Source organism: Pseudomonas sp. PDM18 (genome assembly GCF_014852585.1).
GTDB lineage: Bacteria > Pseudomonadota > Gammaproteobacteria > Pseudomonadales > Pseudomonadaceae > Pseudomonas.
This window is the reverse complement of sequence record NZ_JACVBX010000001.1, coordinates 692854-718686: the sequence shown is the minus strand read 5'-3', so window position 1 is coordinate 718686 and position 25833 is coordinate 692854. Positions and strand designations below refer to the sequence as shown.

The 25833-nt window shown below is 64.2% G+C and carries 27 protein-coding genes; 13 read left to right on the top strand and 14 right to left on the bottom strand.

The window, feature by feature from the left end; genetic code table 11:
• Nucleotides 1-6: 6 nt before the first annotated feature.
• From IB274_RS03530 to IB274_RS03520, 3 genes are all read right to left on the bottom strand, one after another.
• On the bottom strand, nucleotides 7-1320 hold the full coding sequence (locus tag IB274_RS03530) for an MFS transporter (protein ID WP_192430676.1): 1314 nt from the start codon (nucleotides 1318-1320) through the stop codon (nucleotides 7-9).
• 287 nt (nucleotides 1321-1607) lie between these two features.
• Entirely contained in the window at nucleotides 1608-2900 is a 1293-nt protein-coding gene (locus IB274_RS03525; RefSeq protein ID WP_192430675.1) for an HlyC/CorC family transporter, read from the bottom strand.
• A 42-nt stretch (nucleotides 2901-2942) separates the two neighbouring features.
• The gene (locus tag IB274_RS03520; RefSeq protein ID WP_192430674.1) at nucleotides 2943-3743 is read right to left on the bottom strand and encodes an inner membrane protein YpjD; all 801 of its coding nucleotides are present in this window, start codon (nucleotides 3741-3743) and stop codon (nucleotides 2943-2945) included.
• Nucleotides 3744-3964: 221 nt separating this feature from the next.
• Here IB274_RS03520 and ffh point away from each other — a divergent pair, with 221 nt between their 5' ends.
• From ffh to IB274_RS03490, 6 genes are all read left to right on the top strand, one after another.
• The gene (gene ffh / locus IB274_RS03515) at nucleotides 3965-5338 is read left to right on the top strand and encodes a signal recognition particle protein (RefSeq protein WP_192430673.1); all 1374 of its coding nucleotides are present in this window, start codon (nucleotides 3965-3967) and stop codon (nucleotides 5336-5338) included.
• A gap of 144 nt (nucleotides 5339-5482) precedes the next feature.
• Nucleotides 5483-5731 carry a 30S ribosomal protein S16 gene (gene rpsP, locus IB274_RS03510; RefSeq protein WP_017522237.1) on the top strand — a complete coding sequence of 83 codons (249 nt, stop codon included), beginning with the start codon at nucleotides 5483-5485 and terminating at the stop codon, nucleotides 5729-5731.
• A gap of 5 nt (nucleotides 5732-5736) precedes the next feature.
• Entirely contained in the window at nucleotides 5737-6273 is a 537-nt protein-coding gene (gene rimM / locus IB274_RS03505) for a ribosome maturation factor RimM (protein ID WP_081515912.1), read from the top strand.
• 26 nt (nucleotides 6274-6299) lie between these two features.
• Nucleotides 6300-7043, top strand: a complete 744-nt coding sequence (trmD, locus tag IB274_RS03500) for a tRNA (guanosine(37)-N1)-methyltransferase TrmD (protein ID WP_024766884.1) — start codon at nucleotides 6300-6302, stop codon at nucleotides 7041-7043.
• 43 nt (nucleotides 7044-7086) lie between these two features.
• Nucleotides 7087-7437, top strand: a complete 351-nt coding sequence (rplS, locus tag IB274_RS03495) for a 50S ribosomal protein L19 (protein ID WP_017522234.1) — start codon at nucleotides 7087-7089, stop codon at nucleotides 7435-7437.
• Nucleotides 7438-7579: 142 nt separating this feature from the next.
• The gene (locus tag IB274_RS03490; protein ID WP_192430672.1) at nucleotides 7580-7993 is read left to right on the top strand and encodes an acyl-CoA thioesterase; all 414 of its coding nucleotides are present in this window, start codon (nucleotides 7580-7582) and stop codon (nucleotides 7991-7993) included.
• Between the two features lie 136 nt (nucleotides 7994-8129).
• On the opposite strand, the gene IB274_RS03485 is transcribed toward IB274_RS03490, so the two are convergent.
• Both IB274_RS03485 and IB274_RS03480 read right to left on the bottom strand, forming a co-directional pair.
• A complete protein-coding gene (locus IB274_RS03485; protein ID WP_192430671.1) occupies nucleotides 8130-8807 on the bottom strand; it encodes a hypothetical protein in 678 nt (225 codons plus the stop codon).
• Between the two features lie 97 nt (nucleotides 8808-8904).
• Nucleotides 8905-10749 (bottom strand): cation:proton antiporter, encoded by a 1845-nt coding sequence (locus IB274_RS03480; RefSeq protein ID WP_192430670.1) that lies wholly within the window; start codon nucleotides 10747-10749, stop codon nucleotides 8905-8907.
• Nucleotides 10750-10838: 89 nt separating this feature from the next.
• Between IB274_RS03480 and xerD the strand changes: the two genes are divergently transcribed.
• From xerD to IB274_RS03455, 5 genes are all read left to right on the top strand, one after another.
• Nucleotides 10839-11735, top strand: coding sequence for a site-specific tyrosine recombinase XerD (gene xerD, locus IB274_RS03475; RefSeq protein ID WP_192430669.1), 897 nt, complete (start codon nucleotides 10839-10841; stop codon nucleotides 11733-11735).
• A gap of 237 nt (nucleotides 11736-11972) precedes the next feature.
• A complete protein-coding gene (locus tag IB274_RS03470; protein WP_192430668.1) occupies nucleotides 11973-12701 on the top strand; it encodes a thioredoxin fold domain-containing protein in 729 nt (242 codons plus the stop codon).
• 174 nt (nucleotides 12702-12875) lie between these two features.
• Nucleotides 12876-14180 carry a homoserine dehydrogenase gene (locus IB274_RS03465; protein ID WP_184598526.1) on the top strand — a complete coding sequence of 435 codons (1305 nt, stop codon included), beginning with the start codon at nucleotides 12876-12878 and terminating at the stop codon, nucleotides 14178-14180.
• Nucleotides 14181-14231: 51 nt separating this feature from the next.
• Nucleotides 14232-15641, top strand: a complete 1410-nt coding sequence (gene thrC, locus IB274_RS03460; RefSeq protein ID WP_192430667.1) for a threonine synthase — start codon at nucleotides 14232-14234, stop codon at nucleotides 15639-15641.
• A gap of 170 nt (nucleotides 15642-15811) precedes the next feature.
• Nucleotides 15812-16093, top strand: a complete 282-nt coding sequence (locus tag IB274_RS03455) for a DUF3509 domain-containing protein (protein ID WP_192430666.1) — start codon at nucleotides 15812-15814, stop codon at nucleotides 16091-16093.
• A 411-nt stretch (nucleotides 16094-16504) separates the two neighbouring features.
• Here the strand turns inward: IB274_RS03455 and IB274_RS03450 are convergent, their stop codons facing one another.
• The 5 genes from IB274_RS03450 to IB274_RS03430 all read right to left on the bottom strand — a co-directional run bounded on the left by IB274_RS03450 (nucleotide 16505) and on the right by IB274_RS03430 (nucleotide 21389).
• On the bottom strand, nucleotides 16505-17206 hold the full coding sequence (locus IB274_RS03450) for an ABC transporter ATP-binding protein (protein WP_045210454.1): 702 nt from the start codon (nucleotides 17204-17206) through the stop codon (nucleotides 16505-16507).
• 3 nt (nucleotides 17207-17209) lie between these two features.
• The gene (gene livG / locus IB274_RS03445; RefSeq protein WP_045210453.1) at nucleotides 17210-17977 is read right to left on the bottom strand and encodes a high-affinity branched-chain amino acid ABC transporter ATP-binding protein LivG; all 768 of its coding nucleotides are present in this window, start codon (nucleotides 17975-17977) and stop codon (nucleotides 17210-17212) included.
• On the bottom strand, nucleotides 17974-19230 hold the full coding sequence (locus IB274_RS03440) for a high-affinity branched-chain amino acid ABC transporter permease LivM (protein WP_192430665.1): 1257 nt from the start codon (nucleotides 19228-19230) through the stop codon (nucleotides 17974-17976). Before IB274_RS03440 ends, livG begins: the two co-directional genes overlap by 4 nt.
• Entirely contained in the window at nucleotides 19227-20150 is a 924-nt protein-coding gene (gene livH / locus IB274_RS03435) for a high-affinity branched-chain amino acid ABC transporter permease LivH (RefSeq protein WP_192430664.1), read from the bottom strand. The genes IB274_RS03440 and livH overlap by 4 nt, the downstream gene beginning before the upstream one ends.
• A gap of 117 nt (nucleotides 20151-20267) precedes the next feature.
• Complete coding sequence (locus IB274_RS03430; RefSeq protein ID WP_192430663.1) at nucleotides 20268-21389, bottom strand: branched-chain amino acid ABC transporter substrate-binding protein; 1122 nt, start codon at nucleotides 21387-21389, stop codon at nucleotides 20268-20270.
• 307 nt (nucleotides 21390-21696) lie between these two features.
• Between IB274_RS03430 and IB274_RS03425 the strand changes: the two genes are divergently transcribed.
• Complete coding sequence (locus IB274_RS03425; RefSeq protein WP_192430662.1) at nucleotides 21697-22014, top strand: DUF2288 domain-containing protein; 318 nt, start codon at nucleotides 21697-21699, stop codon at nucleotides 22012-22014.
• A gap of 66 nt (nucleotides 22015-22080) precedes the next feature.
• Nucleotides 22081-22446: a DUF5064 family protein gene (locus IB274_RS03420; protein WP_192430661.1), complete on the top strand. Its 366-nt coding sequence runs from the start codon at nucleotides 22081-22083 to the stop codon at nucleotides 22444-22446.
• 67 nt (nucleotides 22447-22513) lie between these two features.
• Here IB274_RS03420 and phnE read toward each other — a convergent pair whose 3' ends face one another.
• Genes phnE through IB274_RS03400 form a run of 4 tightly spaced genes read right to left on the bottom strand, consistent with a single transcriptional unit; the run spans nucleotide 22514 to nucleotide 25777 of the window.
• A complete protein-coding gene (gene phnE / locus IB274_RS03415) occupies nucleotides 22514-23284 on the bottom strand; it encodes a phosphonate ABC transporter, permease protein PhnE (RefSeq protein WP_192430660.1) in 771 nt (256 codons plus the stop codon).
• Nucleotides 23281-24123, bottom strand: coding sequence for a PhnE/PtxC family ABC transporter permease (locus tag IB274_RS03410; protein WP_192430659.1), 843 nt, complete (start codon nucleotides 24121-24123; stop codon nucleotides 23281-23283). The genes phnE and IB274_RS03410 overlap by 4 nt, the downstream gene beginning before the upstream one ends.
• On the bottom strand, nucleotides 24117-24923 hold the full coding sequence (locus IB274_RS03405; RefSeq protein WP_192430658.1) for a phosphonate ABC transporter ATP-binding protein: 807 nt from the start codon (nucleotides 24921-24923) through the stop codon (nucleotides 24117-24119). The genes IB274_RS03410 and IB274_RS03405 overlap by 7 nt, the downstream gene beginning before the upstream one ends.
• Nucleotides 24920-25777, bottom strand: a complete 858-nt coding sequence (locus IB274_RS03400; RefSeq protein ID WP_192209803.1) for a putative selenate ABC transporter substrate-binding protein — start codon at nucleotides 25775-25777, stop codon at nucleotides 24920-24922. The genes IB274_RS03405 and IB274_RS03400 overlap by 4 nt, the downstream gene beginning before the upstream one ends.
• Nucleotides 25778-25833: the final 56 nt, after the last annotated feature.

Genomic DNA, 25833 nt, shown 5'->3' with positions numbered 1-25833 from the left:
TGGGCTTCAGCGGATATCGTTCAGGTCAGACTCACGGGTTTCGCGCAGGCACAACACAGCCAGCAGGCTGAGCGCCGCTGCCACTGAGACATAGCCGCCCACCCAGCTCAGGCCACCCATGCCCACCAGTTTCTGCGCGATGTACGGGGCCACCGAGGCGCCGAGGATGCCGCCCAGGTTGTAGGCCGCCGAAGCGCCGGTGTAGCGCACGTGGGTGGGGAAGAGTTCCGGCAGCAATGCGCCCATGGGTGCGAAGGTCACGCCCATGAGGAACAGTTCCAGCGACAGGAATACTGCCACTTCAACCGACGAGCCCTGGCTCAGCAGCGGCTCCATGGCGAAGCCCGAGGCAATGGCGGCGACGCAGCCGACGATCAGCACCGGCTTGCGCCCGAAACGGTCGCTCAGCCACGCGGAGACTGGCGTTGCAGCCGCCATGAACAGCACGGCGATGCACAGCAGACCGAGGAAGTCCTCGCGGCTGTAGCCCAGTGTGCTGACCCCATAGCTCAGCGAGAACACCGTGGAGATATAGAAGAGGGCGTAGCAGACCACCATTGCCAGCGCGCCCAGCAGGGTCGGCTGCCAGTGTTTGCTCAGCAATTCGGCAATCGGCAGGCTGGCGCGCTCGTGGCGTTCCATGGCCTTGGCGAACACCGAGGTTTCCACCAGCTTCAGGCGCACGTACAGGCCGACGATCACCAGCACCGCACTGAGCACGAACGGGATGCGCCAGCCCCAGGCGCGGAACTGCTCTTCGCTGAGGAGCATGGCCAGGCAGAGGAACAGGCCGTTGGCGGCGAGGAAACCGATCGACGGGCCCATCTGCGGGAACATGCCGAACCAGGCGCGGCGGCCCTTGGGCGCGTTCTCCGTGGCCAGCAGCGCGGCGCCTCCCCATTCGCCTCCCAGCCCCAGGCCCTGGCCGAAGCGCAGTACGCAGAGCAGGATCGGTGCCCAGGCGCCAATGCTGTCGTAGCCCGGCAGCAGGCCGATCAGGGTGGTGGAGATGCCCATCAGCAGCAGCGAGGCCACCAGGGTCGATTTGCGCCCGATGCGATCGCCAAAGTGGCCGAACAGCGCCGAGCCCAGTGGGCGGGCGAGGAAGGCGATGCCGAAGGTGATGAAGGCGCTGAGGGCCTGGGCGGTGCCGGAGGTCTGCGGGAAGAACACCGGGCCGATCACCAGCGCAGCGGCGGTGGCGTAAACGTAGAAGTCGTAGAACTCGATGGCGGTGCCGATGAAGCTGGCCACCGCGACGCGGGTGATGGAGTTGGTCTGTTCGGCCGGTTGTGCGGCTTCGAGGGTGGCACTGGTCATACGGGGAAATCCCTGGCAGTCAGGCGCGGCGACGGCTCTGGCGGTCGTGTCCGGCATTCTTCGAAGGCATCGCCATGGCGCGAGAAGCCAGCACGGCCCGGTGTCAGGGCTGGGTGGGCGCGGCTCGCGGCGGGTCAGGGCGAGGCCGGCTGCTTGGCAAGGCATCGACACAGGGTCGAGGCTCGGCGTGGCGTGCGATTGACTGGCCGGAGGACCGTCGCGGGTAGCGACGGGCGCCGGCGGGAGGCTGGGTAAGCCGACCGGATTATAGGGGCGGGCGGGGCGGCTCAGGCAAGCTCGTCGGAGTATGGCTCTTTCGGTGGTGCGCCCGGCAGCCAGGCGCGCACGCTCTTCACCCGGTTCTCACCGGATTGCAGGATCTCCAGGCGGTAGCGGCCGATCTTCAGGCAGACCGCGCAGTCGGGAATCTGCTCCAGGGCTTCGGTCACCAGGCCGTTGAGGGTCTTGGGGCCGTCGCTGGGCAATTGCCAGCCCAGGGCGCGGTTCACGTCGCGCAGGTTGGCCGAGCCGTCGATCACGTAGGTGCCGTCGGACTGGGGATGGATGTCCGGGTTGCGCAGGGTGTTCTGGTTGCTGAACTCACCGACGATCTCTTCGAGGATGTCTTCCAGGGTGATGATGCCGATCACCTCGCCATACTCGTCGACGACGATGCCGATGCGCCGCTTCTGCTTCTGGAAATTGATCAGCTGGGTCGACAGCGGCGTGCTCTCGGGCACGAAATAGGGCTCCAGGCAGGCGGCCTTGAGGCTTTCCTTGGTCAGCTGGTTGTGGGTCAGCAGGCGGGCGATCTGGCGCATGTGCACCACGCCCTCGACCTGGTTGATGTCGTTGCGGAACACCGGCAGGCGGGTATGGGTGGTATTGCGCAGCTGGCCGATGATGGTTTCCAGGTCGTCGTCCAGGTCGATGCCCTGGACTTCGTTGCGCGGCACCATCAGGTCGTTCACCGTGATCTTTTCCAGGTCGAGGATGCTCAGCAGCATGTCCTGGCGGTTGTGGGTGAGCTTCTCGCTGGAGTCGGTGACCACGCTGCGCAGCTCGTCGTTGCTCAGCGGCTTGCTGCCGCGCTGCGTGGGGTTCAGACCGCCCAGGCGCAGCAGGAAGTTGCTGATGCCGGTCATCAGCCAGAGCAGCGGGCTGAACAGCTTCTGCATCCACAGCAGCGGCAGGCTGGCGGGGAAGGCCACGCGCTCGGGACGCAGGGCGGCGTAGGTCTTGGGGGTAATCTCGCCGAATATAAGCAGGATCAGCGTCAGCGCCACGGTGGTGATGGCCACGCCAGCCTCGCCCCACAGGCGCAGGGCCAGCAGGGTCGCCAGGGACGAGGCGACGATGTTGACGAAGTTGTTGCCGATCAGGATGGTGCCCAGCAGGCGATCGGTGCGCAGCAGCAGCCAGCTGGTGCGTCGCGCGCCCCGGTTGCCCTGCTTGGACAGGTGGCGCAGGCGGTAGCGGTCGAGGCTGAGCATGCCGGTCTCGACGCTGGAGAAGAACGCCGAGCAGAGGATCAGGAAGACGAGCAGGCCGATCAGGTAGCCGGGGTGGATCTCTTCCATGCGCGCCTATCCTTCAGCGGCGCTCGGGCGCCGCCGCTTGCTTCAGATGTGCAGGATGAATTCCTTGACCAGCTTGCTGCCGAAGTAGGCCAGCATCAGCAGGCAGAAACCCGCGAGGGTCCAGCGGATCGCCTTGTGGCCGCGCCAGCCGAGCTGGTGGCGGCCCCACAGCAGCACGCCGAAGACCACCCAGGCGAAGCAGGAAAGGATGGTCTTGTGCGCCAGGTGCTGGGCGAACAGGTTGTCGACGAACAGCCAGCCGGAGATCAGCGACAGCGAAAGCAGCGACCAGCCGCCCCAGAGGAAGCCGAACAGCAGGCTTTCCATGGTCTGCAGCGGAGGGAAGTTGCGGATCAGGCCGGACGGGTGCTTGTGCTTGAGCTGATGGTCCTGGACCAGCAGCAGCAATGCCTGGACCACGGCAATGGTCAGCAGCCCGTAGGCGAGGATCGACAGCAGGATGTGGGCAAGGATGCCGGGCTGCTCGTTGATCGGTTCGATGGTGCCATGGGGCATCAGCAGCGCCAGCAGGGTGGTCAGCGCGCCGAGCGGATAAAGGAAGAGCAGCAGGTTCTGCACCGGGATGCGCAGACAGGCCAGCAGCGTCAGGCCCGTGACGGCAGCGGAGATCAGGCTGGCGGCGTTGAAGAAGTCCAGCGCCAGGCCCGCCGGCGTCAGCAGCTCCTGGCTCAGGGCATAGGCCTGGCAGAGCAGGGCGAGCAGGCCCAGCAGGAGGAGCAGCGGTTTCTGCGGCGGGGTGCGGCGGGCCAGGCTTGCGCCCTGGTAGACGGTGGTGCCGATATAAAGGACGGCGGCGATCAGGCTGGGCAGCAGAGGTTGCATAAGTCCTTGGAACAGTCCTTCGACAGGGGACCCGAAAGGACGTGAGTGTGGCACAGATCGCCCGCGCCTAGAAAGCGCCTGAGAACAGTTCGCTTCTGGCCTGCGAAGCGGTCTGTCACATCGGGATCATCGGCGGTGTTGGCGTTGGCCGCACTTCGCTATAATCGCCGGCTTGCTGACAAGCCAAACCTTGGCCCGACCGGGCCCGATTAGGATCGCGCATGTTCGAAAACCTTACAGATCGCCTCTCGCAAACGCTGCGCCACGTCACCGGCAAGGCCAAGCTGACCGAGGACAACATCAAGGACACGCTCCGCGAAGTGCGGATGGCCCTGCTGGAGGCCGACGTGGCCCTGCCGGTGGTCAAGGACTTCGTCGCCAAGATCAAGGATCGCGCGGTCGGCACCGAGGTATCCAAGAGCCTGACCCCGGGTCAGGCCTTCGTGAAGATCGTCCAGGCCGAACTGGTCGAGCTGATGGGCGCGGCCAACGAGGACCTGGACCTCAACGCCGCTCCGCCGGCGGTCATCCTGATGGCCGGCCTGCAGGGCGCGGGCAAGACCACCACCGCCGGCAAGCTGGCGCGCTTCCTTAAGGAGCGCAAGAAGAAGTCCGTGCTGGTGGTGTCCGCCGACGTCTACCGCCCGGCGGCGATCAAGCAGCTGGAAACCCTGGCCAGCGATATCAGCGTGACCTTCTTCCCGTCCGACACCAGTCAGAAGCCGGTGGCCATCGCCGAAGCCGCGATCCGCGAAGCCAAGCTGAAGTTCATCGATGTGGTGATCGTCGACACCGCCGGCCGTCTGCACATCGACGCCGACATGATGGATGAGATCAAGCAGGTCCATGCGGCGATCAAGCCGGTGGAGACCCTGTTCGTGGTCGACGCCATGACCGGCCAGGACGCCGCCAACACCGCCAAGGCCTTCAATGACGCGCTGCCGCTGACCGGCGTCGTGCTGACCAAGGTCGACGGCGACGCCCGTGGCGGTGCCGCGCTGTCCGTGCGCGCCATCACCGGCAAGCCGATCAAGTTCCTCGGCATGGGCGAGAAGAGCGAAGCGCTCGATCCGTTCCACCCCGATCGCGTGGCCTCGCGCATCCTCGGCATGGGTGACGTGCTCAGCCTGATCGAGCAGGCCGAGCAGAGCATGGATCGCGAGAAGGCCGAGAAGCTCGCGAAGAAGATCAAGAAGGGCAAGGGCTTCGACCTGGAAGACTTCCGCGATCAGCTGCAACAGATGAAGAACATGGGCGGCCTGGGCAGCCTCATGGACAAGCTGCCGATGCTCGGCGGCGTCAACCTGTCGCAGATGGGCAACGCGCAGAACGCGGCGGAGAAGCAGTTCAAGCAGATGGAGGCGATCATCAACTCCATGACCCCCGCCGAGCGCCGTGATCCGGAAGTGATCAGCGGCTCGCGCAAGCGCCGCATCGCCATGGGTTCGGGTACTCAGGTGCAGGACGTTGGTCGCCTCATCAAGCAGCACAAGCAGATGCAGAAGATGATGAAGAAGGTCACCGCCAAGGGCGGCATGGCCAAGATGATGCGCGGCATGGGGAGCATGTTCCCCGGCGGCATGCCCAAGATGTGAGGCCAGACGGCTCGCCGCCCGGCGGGCCGAGCGCGCTGCGGCTTGCGGCGCGGGGCTTTAGCTCATAGAATATGCGGCCTTTCGGGCTATGTGCCCGAGGGCTGCATTTCTTTTTTGCAAGCAAACCATAGGAACAACGTACGCATGGTAACCATTCGTCTGGCTCGTGGCGGCTCCAAGAAGCGCCCGTTCTATCACCTGACCGTGACCAACAGCCGCAACGCTCGTGACGGCCGTTTCGTCGAGCGCGTCGGCTTCTTCAACCCTGTCGCCACTGGCGCCGAAGTCAAGTTCTCGGTCAACCAGGAGCGTCTGAACTACTGGCTGAGCCAAGGCGCTCAACCGTCTGAGCGTGTTGCTCAGCTGATCAAGGACGCCGCCAAGGCTGCCTGAGATCGATGAACACGAATACTGCTCCCGCCGAGGAGATGGTTGTTCTCGGCAAGATCGTATCGGTGCACGGTATTCGTGGCGAGGTGAAGGTGTATTCCTTTACCGATCCGTTGGACAACCTGCTGGACTATCGCCGCTGGACGCTCAAGCGTGGCAACGAGGTTCGACAGGCTGAGCTGGTTCAAGGTCGCGTGCAGGGCAATGTCCTGGTCGCGAAGCTGAAGGGACTGGATGATCGCGAGATCGCCCGCACCTTCGCTGAATTCGAAATCCTGGTTCCGCGCAGCGAGCTGCCGGTGCTGGACGATGGCGAGTTCTACTGGAGCCAGTTGGAAGGTCTCAAGGTGATCGACCAGAACGGGCAACTGTTCGGGATTCTCGACCACATGCTGGAGACCGGCGCCAACGATGTGATGGTAGTCAAGCCCTGCGCAGGCAGCCTGGACGACCGTGAACGCCTGCTCCCGTATACGGATCAGTGCGTGCAATCGGTGGACCTGGAAGCCGGCGAGATGCGGGTGGACTGGGACGCGGACTTCTAACCCATGTGGATGAGAGCCCTCAGCCGATGTGGATAGGAGTGATCAGCATCTTTCCGGAGATGTTTCGCGCCATCAGCGACTATGGCATCACGAGTCGCGCGGTCAAGCAGGAGCTGATTCAGCTTCAGTGCTTCAATCCGCGAAGCAACACCGAGGACCGTCACCAGACGGTGGACGACAGGCCTTTCGGCGGTGGTCCCGGCATGGTGATGAAAATCAAGCCGCTCGAAGGCGCACTGGGCGATGCCCGGCAAGCCGCAGGCGGACCGGTGAAGGTGATCTACCTCTCGCCGCAGGGTCGCAAGCTGACGCAAGCGGCCGTGAAGGAACTGGCGAACGAGGAACGATTGATCCTGATCGCCGGGCGTTACGAAGGCATCGACGAGCGCTTCATTGAAGAGCATGTCGATGAGGAATGGTCAGTTGGCGATTATGTCCTGTCCGGGGGTGAGCTTCCGGCCATGGTGTTGATTGACGCGGTCACGCGGTTGTTGCCCGGTGCATTGGGCCACGTGGACTCCGCCGAGGAGGACTCCTTCACGGATGGCCTGCTCGACTGTCCGCACTACACCCGACCTGAGGTGTACGCAGACAAACGTGTTCCTGAGGTGCTGCTCAGCGGCAACCACGAACACATCCGGCGCTGGCGTTTGCAGCAGTCCTTAGGCAGGACCTGGGAACGACGTGCCGATCTTCTGGATTGCCGCTCGCTTTCTGGAGAAGAGAAAAAGCTGCTGGAGGAATACATCCGCCAGCGGAACGATAGTTAACGTATCGATGGCCCGCGCCGAGCGCAGGTCTTAGGAGCACGAAATGACCAACAAGATCATTCAGCAGATCGAAGCTGAACAGATGAGCAAAGAGATTCCGGCGTTCGCCCCCGGCGACACCGTAATCGTCCAGGTTAAAGTGAAGGAAGGCGACCGTCAGCGTCTGCAGGCCTTCGAAGGCGTTGTCATCGGCAAGCGTAACCGCGGCCTGAACAGTGCTTTCACCGTTCGCAAGATCTCCAACGGCGTAGGCGTTGAGCGTACCTTCCAGACCTACAGCCCGCTGGTAGACAGCATCTCCGTCAAGCGTCGCGGCGACGTGCGCAAGGCCAAGCTGTACTACCTCCGCGAACTGTCCGGCAAGGCAGCTCGTATCAAGGAAAAACTGGCCTAAGTCGCCGGTTGTTCCCGAAGAAAGCAGCCCACGGGCTGCTTTTTTCTTGCCTGAGATTTTTTCATTTGCCCCCCGGCAGCGCATTAGAAGCACAACATCCGCAGCACCGGCAGCCACCCTCATTGCATCAGGTAGCAGTGGCATGAGCCCCAGAGAACAGGAAATCCTCCGTCGTACGGAGCTTTCCGAAACCCGCGTGACCAAGGCGATCTTCCCGCCCACCACCAACCACCACAACACCTTGTTCGGCGGCACCGCGCTGGCCTGGATGGACGAAGTCTCGTTCATCGCCGCGACGCGTTTCTGCCGATTGCCGCTAGTGACCGTTTCCACCGACCGTATCGACTTCAAGCACCCGATCCCCGCCGGCTCCATCGTCGAGCTGATCGGCCGGGTAGTGAAGGTCGGCAACACCAGCCTCAAGGTCGAGGTGGAGGTGTTCGTCGAGAGCATGTCCGCCGATGGCCGCGAGAAAGCCATCCACGGGCTGTTCAGCTTCGTCGCCATCGACGACGAGAAGCGCCCGGTGCCGGTCCTGCCCGGCTTCGAGGTCTGAAACGAAAGAAGGCGCCCGAGGGCGCCTTCGCGGATCCGTACTTGTAGGAGCTTGCTCGCGAACCGCCTGGTATTGATGTGGCCGGCAAACTGGGTTCGCGAGCAAGCTCGCTCCTACTGAAAGTCCGCCAACCGTTTCAGTGACGCAGACTGATCTTCAGCGAAGCCTGGGACAGGTCGATGTTCTGCAGGCTCAGGCTGCCCATGCTTTGGGTCTTGGGCGCGCCGGCGACGCGAATGTTGTCGAAGCGTACCTCGCCGATAGAGCTGGGCAGGCGCACGTTGATCGAGCCGTCCGGGTTCAGGGACGAGGAGGCGTGCGCGGTGTCGTACTGCACGTCGTGCAGCGAGGTCTCGGCGTCGAGACTGTCGACCACCGGCATCACCAGGCGTGACAGCTGCTTGATAGCACCTACGCCGTCACCGCTCTCCGCGCTGACCAGCAGGCTCTGCAGGGTGTCGTCAAAACCCTGGGCGCTGACGTCGCTCATCTCGCGGTCGCTCAGGGGCTTGAGGCCCTTGGGCGCTTCGTGGCGGGTGATGCTCGTTGGTGCCTGGCGTTGCACATCGGCGCTGGCCAGTTGGAACGGGCTGAGCAGGGCCGCGACCAGCGTCGCCGCCAGGCGCAGGTTATTCTGCTTCTTCAGCGCGCGGCTGAGCTGGCGCTCGCTGATCCAGCCCTGCTGGATCAGGGTTTCGCCCAGGCGCAGGCCGTTGGTGAGCTGGAGCTGGATGGCCTTATCCAACTGATGGGTGGTGATCAGACCCTTGGTGACAAGGATTTGGCCGAGGCGGGAGTTCTGTTGACTAGGCATGGCTTGGGCTTCGTGGGCGCTATGATGGCGTGGTGCAATCATTGTCTTTTGGCCACATTCTGTCACCAGCCTAAAGATAGGCTGACATGGCCGGCCGTCAGGTTGTCAGGGCCTGCACGGTGTCGTTCTTACTCACGACGGTTTCTGCCTCTTCCTCGATCAATGCAATCACCGTCCAGCCGCTGGCAGGGGAGAGCGGCTGCTCAGGGCAGGCAATGTGCAGCCGGCCGCTCGGGTCGCGGGCGAATAGCAGGAGGGCGCGCTGTCCATGCTGCGCCTGGTATTCGTCCCAGCCGAAGCTGTCGCTGAGCAGCGTCGAGCGGACTTCCGCGCCGCGAGCGATCAGTCCGGCCATCTGCGGGTAGGTGACGAGACTCTGCCCCAGCGGATGACCGCGGTGGCGGTCGCTGACCCGGTGCTTCTCGCTGCGACGACTGTCCTGGCTGGAGGGCAGGATGAAGCGGTGGCGTGGACTGAACTCGTGGCGGAAGCTCATGCACATCAGGGCGTTCAGTTCGGCGTTGGGCGATAGAGCCAACAAATGGCCCAGACCGATCAGGTCGAGATGGGCTTCCGCGTGCTGCGAGGCGGGGTTGCCGAAGTAGGTCGGCAGGTGCTCCATGCGTGCCGCGCGGGTGTTCTCCCAGCTGGAGTCGGTGAGCAGCACCTTTACTCCGGCATTCTGCAGACCGGTGCCGACGGCGCGCGCCACCGGGTTGGCGCCGATGATGAGGAAGCCGGTGGGCACTGGCTCGGCCACCTTCAATAGGCGCGCCAGAGGGCGGGCGGTGGCGCTTTGCAGGATCACCGTGCCGATGATCACCAGGAAGGTCAGCGGTACCAGAACGCCGGCCTGGGCGTGGCCGGCCTCCTGCAGGCGAATCGCGAAGATCGCCGAGACGGCCGCCGCGACGATGCCGCGAGGGGCTATCCAGCTCAGCAGCGCGCGCTCGCGCCAATTGAGCGAGGAGCCGGCAGTGGACACCAGTACGTTCAGCGGCCGGGCGACGAACTGGATCAGCGCCAGCACCAGCAGAGCAATCGGGCCGAGGCCCAACAGCGCCGAGAGGTCCAGCCGCGCGGCGAGCAGCACGAAGAGGCCGGAAATCAGCAGAACGCTGAGGTTCTCCTTGAAGTGCAGGATCTGCCGGACGTCGACGCCTTTCATATTGGCCAGGCGCAGGCCCATTACAGTCACCGCCAGCAATCCCGATTCGGACATCAGCGAGTTGGAGAGCACGAACAGGCCCAGTACCACCGACAGCGACGCCAGGTTGTGTAGGTAATCCGGCAGCCAGTGGCGGCGCAGCGCTACACCCAGTGCCTGGCCACCCAGCAGGCCAGCGATGATGCCGGTGCCGATTACGCTGAAGAAGGTCAGCAGGCTGTCGGTCCAGCCCGAGCCGCTGTCACTGGCGGCGATGAAGGTGTAGACCACCACTGCGAGCAGCGCGCCGATGGGGTCGATGACGATGCCTTCCCAGCGCAGGATATTGGCGATGGTGGCGTTGGGGCGCACCACGCGCAGCATGGGCACGATCACCGTCGGACCGGTGACCAGGGTGAGGGTGCCGAACAGCAGCGCCATCTCCCAGGTGAAGTCCAGCAGATAGTGGGTCGCCAGGGCGATCACGCCCCAGGTGAGCAGGGCACCGACGGTGACCATGCGCCGCACCACCGTACCGATTTCCTTCCACTCATCCAAGCGCAGGGTCAGGCTGCCCTCGAACAGCACGAGGGCGACCGCCAGCGACACCAGCGGGAACAGCAGTGGGCCGAACAGCGCTTCCGGCGTCAGCAGGTGCAGCACCGGGCCGACGAGGATGCCGCTCAGCAGCAGGAACAGGATCGCCGGCAAGCGCAGGCGCCACGCCAGCCATTGGCTGACAAGGGAGGCGGCGCCAATACCGGCGAGAGCGTAGTAGGTGCTGTGTTCATCCATGGAGCGGCGACATCCTGCGCAAGAGTGGTGAGGGTGATGGAGTCTATGAAAGACTACTCGCGCCGTAATTTCCTTAGCTCTGGCCTGAAATGACCCCGGTTCCCCATATTCTGATCGACCGCTTCCTCGATGCCCTCTGGCTGGAAAAGGGCCTGTCCGACAACACCCGCAGTGCCTATGGCAGTGACCTTGCGCTGTTCAATGGCTGGCTCGACGAGCGCAGCGTTGCGCTGGAGTCGGCCGGTCGCGATGTGATCCTCGATCACTTGGCCTGGCGCCTGGGCGAGGGCTACAAGGCCCGTTCCACGGCCCGTTTCCTGTCCGGTCTGCGTGGCTTCTACCGTTACTGCCTGCGCGAGAACCTGATCACCGAGGACCCGACCCTGCTGGTGGAGTTGCCGCAACTGGGCAAGCCGCTGCCCAAGTCGCTGTCAGAGTCGGATGTCGAAGCCCTGCTGGCGGCGCCGGAGACCGATGACCCGCTCGGCCTGCGCGACCGCACCATGCTTGAGGTGCTTTACGCCTGCGGCCTACGCGTGAGCGAGCTGGTCGGCCTGACCCTGGAGCAGGTGAATCTGCGTCAGGGCGTGGTGCGGGTGCTCGGCAAGGGCAGCAAAGAACGCCTGGTGCCGCTGGGCGAGGAGGCGATCCGCTGGATCGAGCGCTACGTGCGCGAGGCCCGTGGCGACCTGCTTGCCGGCCGGCCGAGCGATGTGCTGTTCCCCAGCTTGCGTGGTGAGCAGATGACCCGCCAGACTTTCTGGCACCGCATCAAGCTCCACGCGAAGGTCGCCGGCATCGGCAAGAGCCTGTCGCCGCACACCGTGCGCCACGCCTTCGCCACCCATCTGCTCAACCACGGCGCCGACCTGCGCGTGGTGCAGATGCTGCTGGGCCACAGCGACCTCTCCACCACTCAGATCTACACGCACATCGCCCGTGCACGCCTGCAGGACCTGCATGCTCAGCACCACCCCCGGGGGTGAGTGGGGGTGAGCGGGGGCTCTAGCAACGCATGCGTTGCCCCGCGAACGCCCGGCCATGGATGGCCGGGCCAGGGTTGAACTTGAGCAGGTTGTCTCGACAGGGATGTCTACACCTTGTTCGATCTTTGCGCCGAGAGCTTTAACCACTACTCCCGCCGAAGCTTCCGGCTACAGCCTTTGGCTCGGTCTTGCCGGTCCGGTGTGGTAGTCTTCGCCGACTGACATCAGGAGCTTTCCATGCGTTTGTCCCGACTTCTGACTGCCGCGGCCCTTGGCCTCGTCAGCACCCTCGCACTGGCCGCCGAACCGGATCAGGCGATCCGCACCACCCTGCAGTCCCTGCAGCCTGACCTGCCCATCGAGAACATCTCCAAGGGTCCCCTGGAAGGCATCTATCAGGTGCAGCTCAAGGGCGGTCGTATCCTCTACGCCAGCGCCGACGGCCAGTTCGTCGTGCAGGGCAACATCTATCAGGTGAAGGACGGCAAGCCGACCAACCTGACCGAGAAGGCCGAGAGCGCCGGCGTGGCCAAGACCATCAACGCCATCGCGGCGAAGGACATGGTCGTGTTCCCGGCCAAGGGCGAGACCAAGGCGCACATCACCGTCTTCACCGACACCACCTGCCCGTACTGCCAGAAGCTGCACGCCGAAGTGCCGGAACTGCAGAAGCGCGGCATCGAAGTGCGCTACCTGGCCTTCCCGCGCCAGGGCCCGAACTCGCCGGGTGATGCGCAGCTGCAGGCCGTGTGGTGCTCCAAGGACCGCCAGACGGCCATGAGCGATATGTTCCACGAGAAGGAAGTGAAGGCCGCCAAGTGCGAAAACCCGGTGGACGCGCAGTTTGCCCTGGGTCAGATGGTCGGCGTGCAGGGCACCCCGGCGATCATTCTCGCCGACGGCACCATGCTGCCGGGCTACCAGCCGGCCGGCCAGATCGCCAAGCTGGCTCTGGAAGCCAAGTAAGCCGCGGCTTGCGCACTGATTGACTAATGCGGAACCGCTTCGTAATGTTCGGTTCCTTTTGACTAGGGAACAGGCAGTCCGCCTGTTCTGACATGGTGCCTGCTTCCATGCCCGCCTCGTTGCGGGCATCGGCGTCTCAGGTGCCCCGATGCTGTAATCATGGGGAGTTTCAGCGTGAAACCGGTGAAAGTGGGAATCTGTGGGTTGGGGACCGTCGGTGGCGGTACCTTCAATGTACTCAAACGCAACGCCGAGGAGATTGCCCGCCGTGCCGGGCGTGGTATCGAGGTTGCGCAGATTGCCGCCCGTCGCCCCAATCCGAAGTGTGAAACCGGCAGTACCCCCATTACTGCCGACATCTTCGACGTGGCGAACAACCCGGAAATCGACGTGGTCATCGAGCTGATCGGCGGCTACACCCTGGCCCATGAGCTGGTGCTCAAGGCCATCGAGAACGGCAAGCACGTGGTCACCGCCAACAAGGCACTGATCGCCGTGCACGGCAACGAGATCTTCGCCAAGGCCCGCGAGAAGGGCGTCATCGTCGCCTTCGAAGCCGCCGTGGCCGGTGGCATCCCGGTGATCAAGGCGATCCGCGAGGGCCTGGCCGCCAACCGTATCAACTGGCTGGCCGGCATCATCAACGGCACCGGCAACTTCATCCTCACCGAGATGCGTGAGAAGGGCCGCGCCTTCGCCGACGTGCTCAAGGAAGCCCAGGCGCTGGGCTACGCCGAAGCCGATCCGACCTTCGACGTCGAGGGCATCGACGCCGCGCACAAGCTGACCATCCTCGCATCCATCGCCTTCGGTATCCCGCTGCAATTCGACAAGGCCTATACCGAAGGCATCACCCAGCTGACCACCGCCGATGTGAACTACGCCGAGGCGCTGGGCTACCGCATCAAGCATCTGGGCGTGGCCCGCCGTACCGATAAAGGTATCGAGCTGCGCGTACACCCGACCCTGATCCCGGCCGACCGCCTGATCGCCAACGTGAATGGCGTGATGAACGCTGTCATGGTCAACGGCGATGCCGCTGGCTCTACGCTGTTCTATGGCGCTGGCGCCGGCATGGAGCCCACCGCTTCCTCGGTGGTCGCCGACCTGGTGGACGTGGTTCGCGCCACGACCTCCGACCCGGAGAACCGCGTACCGCATCTGGCCTTCCAGCCGGACTCGCTCTCCGACCACCCGATCCTGCCGATCGACGCCTGCGAAAGCGCCTACTACCTGCGCATCCAGGCCAAGGACCATCCGGGCGTACTGGCCCAGGTGGCGACCATCCTCTCCGAGCGCGGCATCAACATCGAATCGATCATGCAGATGGAAGTCGAAGAGCATGACGGTCTGGTGCCGATGATCCTGGTTACCCACCGCGTGCTCGAGTCCCGCATCATCGAAGCCATCGCCGCGCTGGAAGCGCTGGATGACGTCGTCGGCAATGTCGTACGCATCCGCGTCGAACAACTGAACTGAATCGACCGCGGCGGCGCCTGCGCGCCGCTGCCAACCCGAAGGTTTCACACCATGCGTTACATCAGTACCCGCGGCCAGGCGCCCGCGCTGAACTTCGAAGACGTGCTGCTGGCAGGTCTTGCCAGCGACGGCGGTCTCTACGTGCCGGAAAACCTGCCGCGCTTCACCGTCGAAGAAATCGCCTCCTGGGCCGGCCTGCCATACCACGAGCTGGCCTTCCGCGTGATGCGCCCGTTCGTTGCCGGCAGCATCGCCGACGCCGATTTCAAGAAGATTCTCGAAGAAACCTACGGCGTCTTCGCCCACAACGCCGTGGCGCCGTTGCGCCAACTCAATGGCAATGAGTGGGTGCTGGAGCTGTTCCACGGCCCGACCCTGGCCTTCAAGGACTTCGCCCTGCAACTGCTCGGCCGCCTGCTCGACCACGTGCTGACCAAGCGTGGCGAGCGCGTGGTAATCATGGGCGCCACCTCCGGCGACACCGGCTCGGCCGCTATCGAAGGCTGCAAGGCCTGCGAGAATGTCGACATCTTCATCATGCACCCGCACAACCGTGTGTCCGAGGTGCAGCGCCGTCAGATGACTACCATCCTCGGCGAAAACATTCACAACATTGCCATCGAAGGCAACTTCGACGACTGCCAGGAGATGGTCAAGGCCAGCTTCGCCGACCAGGGCTTCCTGAAAGGCACCCGTCTGGTGGCGGTGAACTCGATCAACTGGGCGCGGATCATGGCCCAGATCGTCTACTACTTCCACGCCGCCCTGCAGCTCGGTGCACCGGCCCGTTCCGTGGCCTTCTCGGTGCCCACCGGCAACTTCGGCGACATCTTCGCCGGCTACCTGGCGCGCAACATGGGTCTGCCGATCAGCCAACTGATCGTCGCGACCAACCGTAACGACATCCTGCACCGCTTCATGTCCGGCAACCGCTACGACAAGGACACCCTGCACGCGTCGCTGTCGCCGTCCATGGACATCATGGTCTCGTCCAACTTCGAGCGCCTGCTGTTCGACCTGCATGGCCGCAACGGCAAGGCCGTCGCCGAGCTGATGGACAACTTCAAGGCAACCGGCAAGCTGGCCGTCGAGGATGACCGCTGGACCGAAGCCCGCCGCCTGTTCGATTCCCTGGCGGTGAGTGACGAGGAAACCTGCGAGACCATCTCCCAGGTGTTCGCCGAGTCCGGCGAGCTGCTGGACCCGCACACCGCTATCGGCGTCCGCGCCGCTCGCGAGTGCCGTCGCAGCCTGTCTGTGCCCATGGTGACCCTGGGTACCGCGCACCCGGTGAAGTTCCCGGAAGCGGTGGAGAAGGCCGGCATCGAGGCGGTTCCGGCACTGCCGGCGCACCTGGCCGACCTGTTCGAGCGTGACGAGCGTTGCACCGTGCTGGCGAACGATCTGGCCAAGGTCCAGGCCTTCGTCAGCGCCCACGGCAACCGCGGCAAGCCGCTCTAAACCGCGGATCGCCGTTCGGAAAAGCCCGCCACCTGGCGGGCTTTTTCATGCCTGTGCGTGATGCCGTGACACATGCCGTCATGACCAACGGTACTGAAACCGGCGAACTTTATCGCCGAACGTGCGGTCTTTTGCTGCGTGTTTTTCATTTCGCAACAAGGAGATACGACATGGACCGGCTGAGCGCCCTGCTGACCGAGACCTTCGCTCCCTACGTTTCCTCGCTGGGCCCGGCACGCCCCGACGGCGGCCGTATCCTGACCCTCACCAACGATGATGGAGACGTGGTTCTGCGGCGTGTCATCGAAGGCCAGCACCTGGCCGACCATGAGCAGAGCGAGGAGGCGGTGCAGACTATCCGCCGCGACCTGCTGATCTCCGAGGGCCGCATGGAGGACGATGTGGTGTCCCAGTTGCGCCAGCGTGCGCAGGTGCTGAGTTACGGGACCTGATCCGCCTGGCAACGAAAACGCCGCCCCTGGGGCGGCGTTTTCGTTTCCGCGGCACTGTCTAGAGTTTGCCCAGGTACTTCAGACGCGAGCGGATGTCGACCGCGGTGCGGTCGTATTCGCAGTGATGGCAAGTCACCCTTTCGCCGGCCTCGACCCGTCGAAGTAATCCGTCTCCCTCGCCAGGGTTCGCCGGCCCGCTGGCGGCCTGGGAGCTGCCAGCGCAGGAATGGCATGGAAGAGGGCTCGGGTCGCTGTTGGTGGGATACAGCGGGGAGAACTTGCTCGCGAACGGATTTCCCTGCAGCACCATCGTTGGGACGGTTCGCGAGCAAGCTCGCTCCTACGAAAAGCAAGGCTTCGCAAAGCAAAAAAAACGGCCCCGAAGGGCCGTTTCTGATCGCGGCGGGAGGATCAGCCGCCCAGGTACGCGTCGCGCACCTTGGGGTTCACCAGCAGGTTGGCGCCGGTGTCCTGCATGACGATGCGACCGTTCTCCAGCACATAGCCGCGGTCGGCGAGCTTGAGCGCCTGGTTGGCGTTCTGCTCGACGAGGAAGACGGTCACGCCTTCCTGGCGCAGCTGTTCGACGATGTCGAAGATCTGCTGGATGATAATCGGCGCCAGGCCCAGCGACGGCTCGTCGAGCAGCAGCAGCTTGGGCTTGCTCATCAGCGCACGGCCGATGGCGAGCATCTGCTGTTCGCCGCCGGACATGGTGCCGCCGCGCTGGTTGAAGCGTTCCTTCAGGCGCGGGAAGAGCCCCAGGACCTTGTCCATCTGTTCCTGGTAATCACCCTTGCTGGTGAAGAAGCCGCCCATGGCGAGGTTCTCCTCCACGGTCAGGCGGGCGAACACGCGACGGCCTTCGGGCACGACGGCGATGCTCTTGCGCATGATCACGGAGGATTCCTTGCCGACCAGCTCTTCGCCCATGTAGGTAATGCTGCCGGAGGAGGCGCGTGGCGATCCGCACAGGGTCATCAGCAGGGTCGACTTGCCGGCGCCGTTGGCGCCGATCAGGGTGACGATCTCGCCCTGCTGGACTTCCATGCTGACGTCGTGCAGCGCCTGGATCTTGCCGTAGAAGGTGGAAACCTTGTCGAACTTCAGCATGACTCAGGACTCCCCCAGATAGGCTTTGATCACATCCGGGTTGCCGCGGATTTCCTCCGGGGTGCCGTCCGCAAGGGGGGTGCCCTGGTTGATCACGTAGATATGGTCGGAAATGCTCATCACCAGCTTCATGTCGTGCTCGATGAGCAGGACGGTGACGCCGTGCTCGGAGCGCAACATGGCAATGAGCGCCTTGAGGTCCTCGGTTTCCCGCGGGTTCAGGCCGGCCGCTGGTTCGTCCAGCATCAGCAACTGCGGACGGGTCATCATGCAGCGGGCGATCTCCAGGCGGCGCTGCTGGCCGTAGGCGAGGGTGCCCGCCGGGCGGTTGGCGATGTCCTTGAGGTTGACGATTTCCAGCCAGTGCGAGGCGTAGTCCAGGGCCTCGGCTTCCGCGCGGCGGAAGGACGGGGTCTTGAGCAGGCCGGCGAGGAAGTTGGTGTTGATGTGCCGGTGTTGCGCCACCAGCAGGTTCTCCACCGCGGTCATCTCCTTGAACAGACGCACGTTCTGGAAGGTCCGCACTACGCCCTTGTGAGCGATCTTGTGGCCCGGCAGGCCCTGGATGGGCTCGCCGCGCAGCAGGATCTCGCCACCGGTAGGCGCATAGAAGCCGGTCAGGCAGTTGAACACAGTGGTCTTGCCGGCGCCGTTGGGGCCGATCATCGAGATCACCTGTTTTTCCTGGACCTTCAGGGCCACGTTGTTGACGGCCAGCAGCCCGCCGAATCGCATGGTGAGGCCGGCTACTTCAAGAATCGGTCGGCTCATTTTCGCAACTCCAGGTGCGGGCGCTGCATGGGCAGAAGCCCCTGCGGACGCCAGATCATCATCAGCACCATGAGGGCGCCGAACATCAGCATGCGGTACTCGCTGAACTCACGCATCAGTTCGGGCAGCAGGATCATCACCACGGCGGCCAGGATGACGCCGAGCTGGGAACCCATGCCACCCAGCACCACGATGGCGAGGATGATGGCCGATTCGATGAAGGTGAACGACTCCGGGGTGACCAGGCCCTGGCGCGCGGCGAAGAAGCTGCCGGCGAAACCGGCGAAGCAGGCGCCGAGGGTGAAGGCGGAGAGCTTGATCAGCGTCGGGTTCAGACCGAGCGCGCGGCAGGCGATCTCGTCTTCGCGCAGGGCTTCCCAGGCACGGCCCAGGGGCATGCGCAGCAGACGGTTGATCACGAACAGCACCAGCAGCACCAGCAGCAGCGCGACCAGATAGAGGAACACGACCTTGTAGTTCGAGTTGTAGGCGATGCCGAAGAACTCGTGGAAGGTCTGCATGCCCTCTGGGGCGCGGCGCTCGAAGGTGAGGCCGAACAGGGTCGGCTTCTCGATGTTGCTGATGCCGTTGGGGCCGCCGGTGAGCCAGGTCATGTTGCGCAGCAGGATGCGGATGATCTCGCCGAAGCCCAGGGTCACGATCGCGAGGTAGTCACCGCGTAATCTCAACACCGGGAAGCCGAGGATGAAGCCGAAGAACGCGGCCATCAGGCCGGCGATCGGCAGGCACACCCAGAAGCCCAGGCCGTAGTAGTGCGACAGCAGCGCGTAGCTGTAGGCGCCCACGGCGTAGAAGCCGACGTAGCCGAGGTCGAGCAGGCCGGCCAGGCCCACCACGATGTTCAGGCCCAGGCCCAGCAGCACGTAGATCAGGATCAGGGTGGCGATGTCCACCGCGCCGCGCGAGCCGAAGAACGGCCAGGCGAGGGCGATGAGGATCAGCACCATGATGATCTTGCGTTGCACGGAAGCGTGGGTCAGGCGTTCGGCCAGCTTGGTATGCGGGTGCGACAGCGCCTGTTTCACGCTGCCGCCGAAGGCGAAGCGATCACGCACCAGTTGCCAGACGAACATCAGCACGGCGCAGGCGGCGATGGTCCACAGGCGAGTGGGGCTGACGTTCTCCAGTTGCAGGCCGATGCCGATCACACTGAGCTTGATGCCCAGCACCGGATAGGCGACGGCCATCACCAGCAGGGCGCTGAAGAAGGCGGTCTTGATTTTCTGGCTCATACCTTTTCCACCTCCGGGCGACCGAGCAGGCCAGTGGGGCGGAAGAGCAGGACGAGCACCAGCAGGGTGAAGGCCACCACGTCCTTGTACTGGTCACCGAACACGTCGGCGCCGAAGGCTTCGGCAACGCCCAGCACCAGGCCGCCGAGCATGGCGCCCGGAATGCTGCCGATGCCGCCCAGCACCGCGGCGGTGAACGCCTTGATGCCGGCGAGGAAGCCGATGTGCGGGTTGATCACGCCATACTGCAGGCCCAGCAGCACCGCGGCCACGGCGGCCAGGGTGGCGCCGATGACGAAGGTCAGGGCGATGATGTTGTTGGTGTTGATGCCCAGCAGGTTGGCCATCTTCAGGTCCTCGGCGCAGGCGCGGCAGGCGCGGCCCAGGCGGGAACGGGAGATGAACATGGACAGGCCGTACATGGTCAGCAAGGTGACGATGAAGATCAGCACCTGCATGTACGAGATGGTTACGCCGGTCATCTCGTCAGCGCCGATGATGAAGTTGCCCGGCAGCAGGTTTGGGATGGCCTTGTCCTTGGAGTCCTGGGCGAGCAGGACCTCGTTCTGCAGGAAGATCGACATGCCGATCGCGGAGATCAGCGGAATCAGCCGGTTGCTTCCACGCAGGGGCCGGTAGGCGATGCGTTCGATGCTGTAGCCGTAGGCGCTGGTGACGATGATCGCCGCGGCGAAGGTGCAGATGATAACGACAGGGAGACTAACGATCCCCATCATAGCCAGCCCCGTGATCACGATGAAGGCTACGTACGAGCCAATCATGTACACCTCGCCATGGGCGAAGTTGATCATGCCGATGATGCCGTAGACCATGGTGTAGCCGATGGCGATCAGGGCATAGGTGCTGCCGACGGTGAGGCCGTTGATCAGCTGTTGCAGGTAGTGATAGAGCTCAGGCATTACCTAACTCCTCGGGCGTCGCGTGAAGCGGCGCTTGTGGCGCGACGGACCCCCGGAATACTCGGATAAACAAAGCCCACTGCCGTGGGCAGTGGGCTTTGTGTGGCGGCGGGTGGCTTACTTGGCTTCGGTCTTGGTGCCGTCCTTGTGCCACTGGTAGACCACGAAGTTGAAGTTCTTCAGGTCGCCCTTCTCGTCGAAGGCCAGGTCACCGGTCGGAGTAGCGAAGGTGTTGGAGCGCAGGGCGGCGGCTACCTTGTCGGTCTCTTCGCTACCGGCTTTCTTGATGCCTTCGGCGATGACCTGGACGGCGGCGTAGGCCGGGAACACGAACGGACCGCTCGGGTCTTCGTTCTTGGCCTTGAAGGCGTCAACCAGAGCCTGGTTCTTCGGATCCTGGTCGAAGGACTTCGGCAGGGTCACGTAAAGGCCTTCGGAAGCCGGGCCGGCGATGGCGGAGATCTCTTTGTTACCCACGCCTTCCGGGCCCATGAAGCCGACTTTCAGGCCTTTCTCGGAAGCCTGGCGCAGGATCAGGCCCAGCTCCGGGTGGTAGCCACCGTAGTAGACGAAGTCGACCTTGGCCTGCTTGAGCTTGGCGATCATCGCGGAGAAGTCCTTGTCGCCGGCGTTGATGCCTTCGAACAGGGCAACCTTGATACCGGCGCCTTCGAGGGTCTTCTTCACCGCAGTGGCGATGCCTTCGCCGTACTGCTGCTTGTCGTGGATCACGGCCACGGTCTTGGGCTTGATGTGCTCGGCGATGAACTTGCCGGCGGTCGGGCCCTGCAGGCTGTCCAGGCCGATGGTGCGGAAGATCAGCTTGTAGCCGCGGGAGGTGATGTCCGGGCTGGTGGAGGCGGCGGTGATCATCAGCACGCCTTCGTCTTCGTAGATATCCGAAGCCGGTTGAGTGGAGCTGGAGCACAGGTGGCCAACGACGAACTTGACGCCATCGTTGACGATCTTGTTGGCAACGGCCACGGCTTGTTTCGGATCGCAAGCGTCGTCGTAGACCACGCCTTCGAGTTGCTTGCCGTCGACGCCGCCGGCCTTGTTGATCTGCTCAATGGCCATTTTCGCGCCAATGAACTGCATCTCCCCGTACTGGGCGACTGCGCCGGTCACCGGGCCGGCCAGAGCAATCTTGATGGTGTCGGCGGCCATGGAGAAGCTGGCAACGCCGGCCAGGGCCATGGCGGTGAACAGCTGGGAAAGACGCTGAGTACCCTTTTTCATAATGCTCCACTCTTCTTGTGTTTTCGTTTTTGTAGTCCTGGTTGCCAGCGGCTCACCGGACCGGGATTGCCCCGGACAGACCCACCGGCAACTGTACCGGTACAGTGTAGAGCGCCGCCGGACCGCTTGAAAAGCGGGTGGCGGGCAGCCGATTGTGGGCATGTCGCAAGATTGAAACAAACGTACAGAAAAACGGCGCTGTATGACTTTTCCCTGTGGGTTCCGTCACCAGCGAAAACGCCGTCCGAACCTTGCCTGGCGCGGTCCCGGCGCTATCATGGCGCCGTTCGTTTACCAGGTGAGATTCATGACTGAACAAGCTAGCACCCTCTATGCCAAGTTGCTTGGCGAAACCGCGAAGATTTCCTGGCAGGAGCTCGCGCCCTTCTTCGCCCGCGGCAACCTGCTCAAGGTCGGGGCTTGCGCCGATCTGGTAGAGGTCGCGATGGGCGTGGCCGAGGATGATCGAGCGAAGGTCGCCGCCTGGTTGGCCAGTGGTGACCTGGGCAAGGTGGACGAAAAGCTGGCGCAGGATTTCCACGACCGTGACCCGGAACTCTGGGCCGTGGTGATTGCGCCCTGGGTGCTGGTTCAAGAAAGAGTTCGAAAAGAGTCCGTGCACTGATGCGGGGCGATTTCCAATTCGAAAAGGCCGGCTAGACTGTCGGGATTCCATAGAAGGAGATTCGCCATGTTCGAACCGGGCCATCTGCATCTTCAGTCCCTGCCGGGGCTGGGGCAGCAGGAGATTGACGCTCACATCAACTATGAAGTCCGCAAGGATGTGGAAAAAGGCACCATTGTCCACTTCACCATGAAGGGCGAGATCGACGGTAATGCCTTTACCGAAGAGTGGGACATGCCCAAGGAGCAGGCCTTCAACTTTGCCAGCGATGCTACCCGCATTGCGCAGAAGCACGGCCTCCACCCGCGGTTTGGCTCGATGGTGCGCAACCACAAGGAGTACGACGCGATGTTCGAGGACATCCGCCAGAAACTCGGCACCCATCCTGGCGATCCGATCGACCTGGACAAGGTGATCCACGGCGACTCGTAAGCTACGCATTCAATAAAAAGCCCGGCCAAGTGCCGGGCTTTTTATTGTGCGTTGTCTGCCGCGGAACTTAGTGGCTGACCCAGCGCTGCCGCGCCCAGGCACTCAGGCTGTCGACGCACAGCACCAGTAGCAGCATGGCGATTATCACCGTGGCCGCCTGGGCCTGCTGGAACAGGCTGAGGCTGAAATACAGCATCTGCCCCAGGCCGCCTGCGCCGACGAAGCCGAGCACGCTGGCCATGCGGATGTTGTTTTCCCAGCGATAAAGCATGTAGGCCACCAACTGCGGCCATACAGCGGGAAGGGTGCCGTAGGCGAAGGCGGCGACGCGACCGCCGCCTGCCAGGCGTACGGCCTCTGCCGGCGCGGTCGGGGTATTCTCCAGCGCCTCGGCGAACAGTCGTCCGAGCACGCCACCCGTGTGTAGCGCCAGCGCGAGCGTGCCTGCGTTCGGGCCGAGCCCGGCGGCCAGCACCATCAGTGCACCCCAGACCAGTTCCGGCACCGCGCGCAGAGCGTTGAGCAACAAGCGCGACAGGCTTTGTGCGATCCGTCCGAAACGCCCGGCCGCCGGCAGCGCGAGCAGCATCCCCAGCAGCGCCGCGAGCAGGGTGCCGATGGCTGACATCGCCAGGGTTTCCAGGGCACCGCGACCGACTGCCGTGAGGTGTGTGGCGCCCAGGTCCGGCGAGAGAAAATCGCGACCGTAGTCGAGCATCTGGCCGAGGCCGCGCGCGTCGAACAGCCCGCCGGTGTCCATCTCCAGGTAGGCGAAGGACGCACCGATGGCGAGCAGGATCAGCAGCAGCCAGCCCAGGCTGCGCAGCAGGCCGGTCATTCGAGCCTCCCGCGCAGGAAGCGGCTGAGCAGGTCGGCGCCCAGCACCAGTACCAGGAAGGTCAGCAGGATGCTCGCCACCTCGCCCCCGGCGAACATGCGCAGCGACAGGTCGATCTGCTGGCCGAGGCCACCGGCGCCGACGAAGCCCATCACTACCGAGGCGCGGATCGCACATTCCCAGCGGTAGACGGTGTAGGAGATCAGTTCCGGCGCGGCCGAGGGCAGTACGCCGTAGGCGAAGGCCTGCAGCCGCGAACCACCGCCCAGCAGCAGGGCGCGGGTCGGGCGCGGGTCCACCGATTCGAAGATTTCCGCGTAGACCTTGCCGAGCATGCCGCCGTAGGTGATGGCGATGGCCAGCACGCCAGCGGTGGGGCCCAGGCCCACGGCGCGGACGAAAAGCAGCGCCCAGACGATTTCCGGCACGCTGCGCAGCACGATCAGCAGCCCGCGCACCGGCCAGCGCAGCGCACGCGCCCACCAGGCCGGCAGGCCGCCGCGGGGCAGGGCGGAGATCGACAGCGCGCGGGTTGCCAGCAGGGCGGCGGGGAAGGCGATCAGCCATGCCAGTGCCATGCCGGCGGTGGCAATCGCGAGGGTTTCCAGGGTGGCGCGTCCAAGCAGGGCGAGGAATTCTTCGTCATGGGCCGGCGGCCAGAAACCGCCGAGGAAGTTGGCCATGGTCCGCGCGTTGTCGCCGCTGAACAGGCCGGCGATATCCAGCTCGGACAGACGCAGGCCCGGCCAAAGTAAAGCCAGGGCGAGCAGGGTGAGTAGCAGGCGCGGCAGCGCCGCCGGGTCGCGCGGAGGGCTCTTGGAAAGCGCGGGGTTCAGCATCGCGGAATCTGCACCACCAGCGGTTTGCCCACCGGCGAGGAAGTTTCCTGCTGGCCGAGTTGCTCGTTGGCGTAGAGGGCGCGCAGGTCCTCGGGAGTGACGTTCTCCGCCGCCTTGTCGAAGGCGATGCGTCCGTCGCGTACGCCGACGATACGCGGGAAGTGCTCCAGCGCCAGGTCCACCGCATGCAGGCTGGCCAGCAGCGTCACGCCACGGTTCTGCGCTTCACGGGTGAGTACGCCGAGGGTATGGCCGGCGAGCACCGGGTCCATGGCCGAGACGGGTTCATCGGCCAGCAGCACTTCGGCCTGCTGGTACAGCGCACGGGCGATGCCGACCCGTTGCAACTGTCCGCCCGAGAGCTGGTCGCAGCGTTCGAAGAGTTTGTCGCCCAGGTCCAGGCGCTGCAGTTCGCTGCGGGCGCCGGCGCTGTCGACGGGGTAGAACAGGCTGGCCAGGCTTTTCCACAGCGGCCACTGGCCGAGGCGGCCGGCGAGCACGGCGGTGACCACCCGCTGGCGCGGTGGCAGCGGGGGCGCCTGGTGTACCAGGGCAATGCGCGAGCGCAGGCGCTGACGTGCCGAGCCGCTCAGCGCCCACGGCTGAGTGCCGAGCAGGTCGAAACTGCCGGAAGCGGGTTTCAGTGCGGTGGCGAGGATGCGCAGCAGGGTGGTCTTGCCGGCACCCGACGGGCCGATGATCGCCACCCGTTCACCGGCAGCGACGCTGAGGTCGATACCGGCGAGCGAGCGCTGGCCGTTGGCGTGGATGTGCTCCACGCCGGTCAGTTTCAGGGTCACTTCAGCAGGCCGGCGGCGCGCGCCGATTCCTCGATGCCCTTGTAGTTTTCCGGCTTGGTGTCGATGAAACGGCTGGCCGCCTGCAGGTCGAGGATTTCCTTGTCGCGCGGTTTGCTCGGGTCGAGGGCGAGGAAAGCCTTCTTGATCTTCTCCGCCAGCGCGGGGTCGAGGTTGCCGCGCACGGTCCAGTTGTAGTCGTAGTAGGTCGGGGTAGTGGCGAAGACCTTCACCTTGCTGGTGTCGACCTTGCCGCTGTCCACCAGCTTCTGCCAGACCGAGGCGTTGAGCACGCCGGCGTCGACCTTGCCGGCCTGGACCCAGGCCACGGTGGCGTCGTGAGCGCCGGAGTAGGCGACGCGGGAGAAGAACTGCTCAGGCACCACGCCGTCCTTCTGCATGAAGTAGCGCGGCATCAGGCTGCCGGAGGTGGACGACACGGAACCGAAGGCGAAGGTCTTGCCCTTGAGGTCCTGGATCGATTTCACGTTCGGGTCGGCAGTGATGAATTTGCTGGTGAACTGCTGGTCCTGCTCGCGCTGTACCAGCGGGATAGCGTTGCCGGTCTTCAGGCGCGCCTGGACGAAGGTGAAGCCGCCCAGCCAGGCCATGTCGAGGCGATCCGAAGCCAGGGCTTCGACCACGCCGGCATAGTCGGACACCGGGATGAACTTCACCGGCATGCCCAGTTGCTCTTCCAGATAGGCACCCAGCGGCTTGAACTTGCGCAGCAGTTCGGTGGGGGCTTCATCGGGAATGGCCGAGACTTTCAGTTCTTTCGGGGTGTCGGCGTGGGCGAAAACGGCGGACAGGGACAGGGCAAAACCGGCGGCGAGCGCCAGGGAGCGTTTCAGCATGGGGAGAGTTCTCCGGTTCAATGGCGGAAAAAACTCCGGGAGTATAGTGGCGGCGC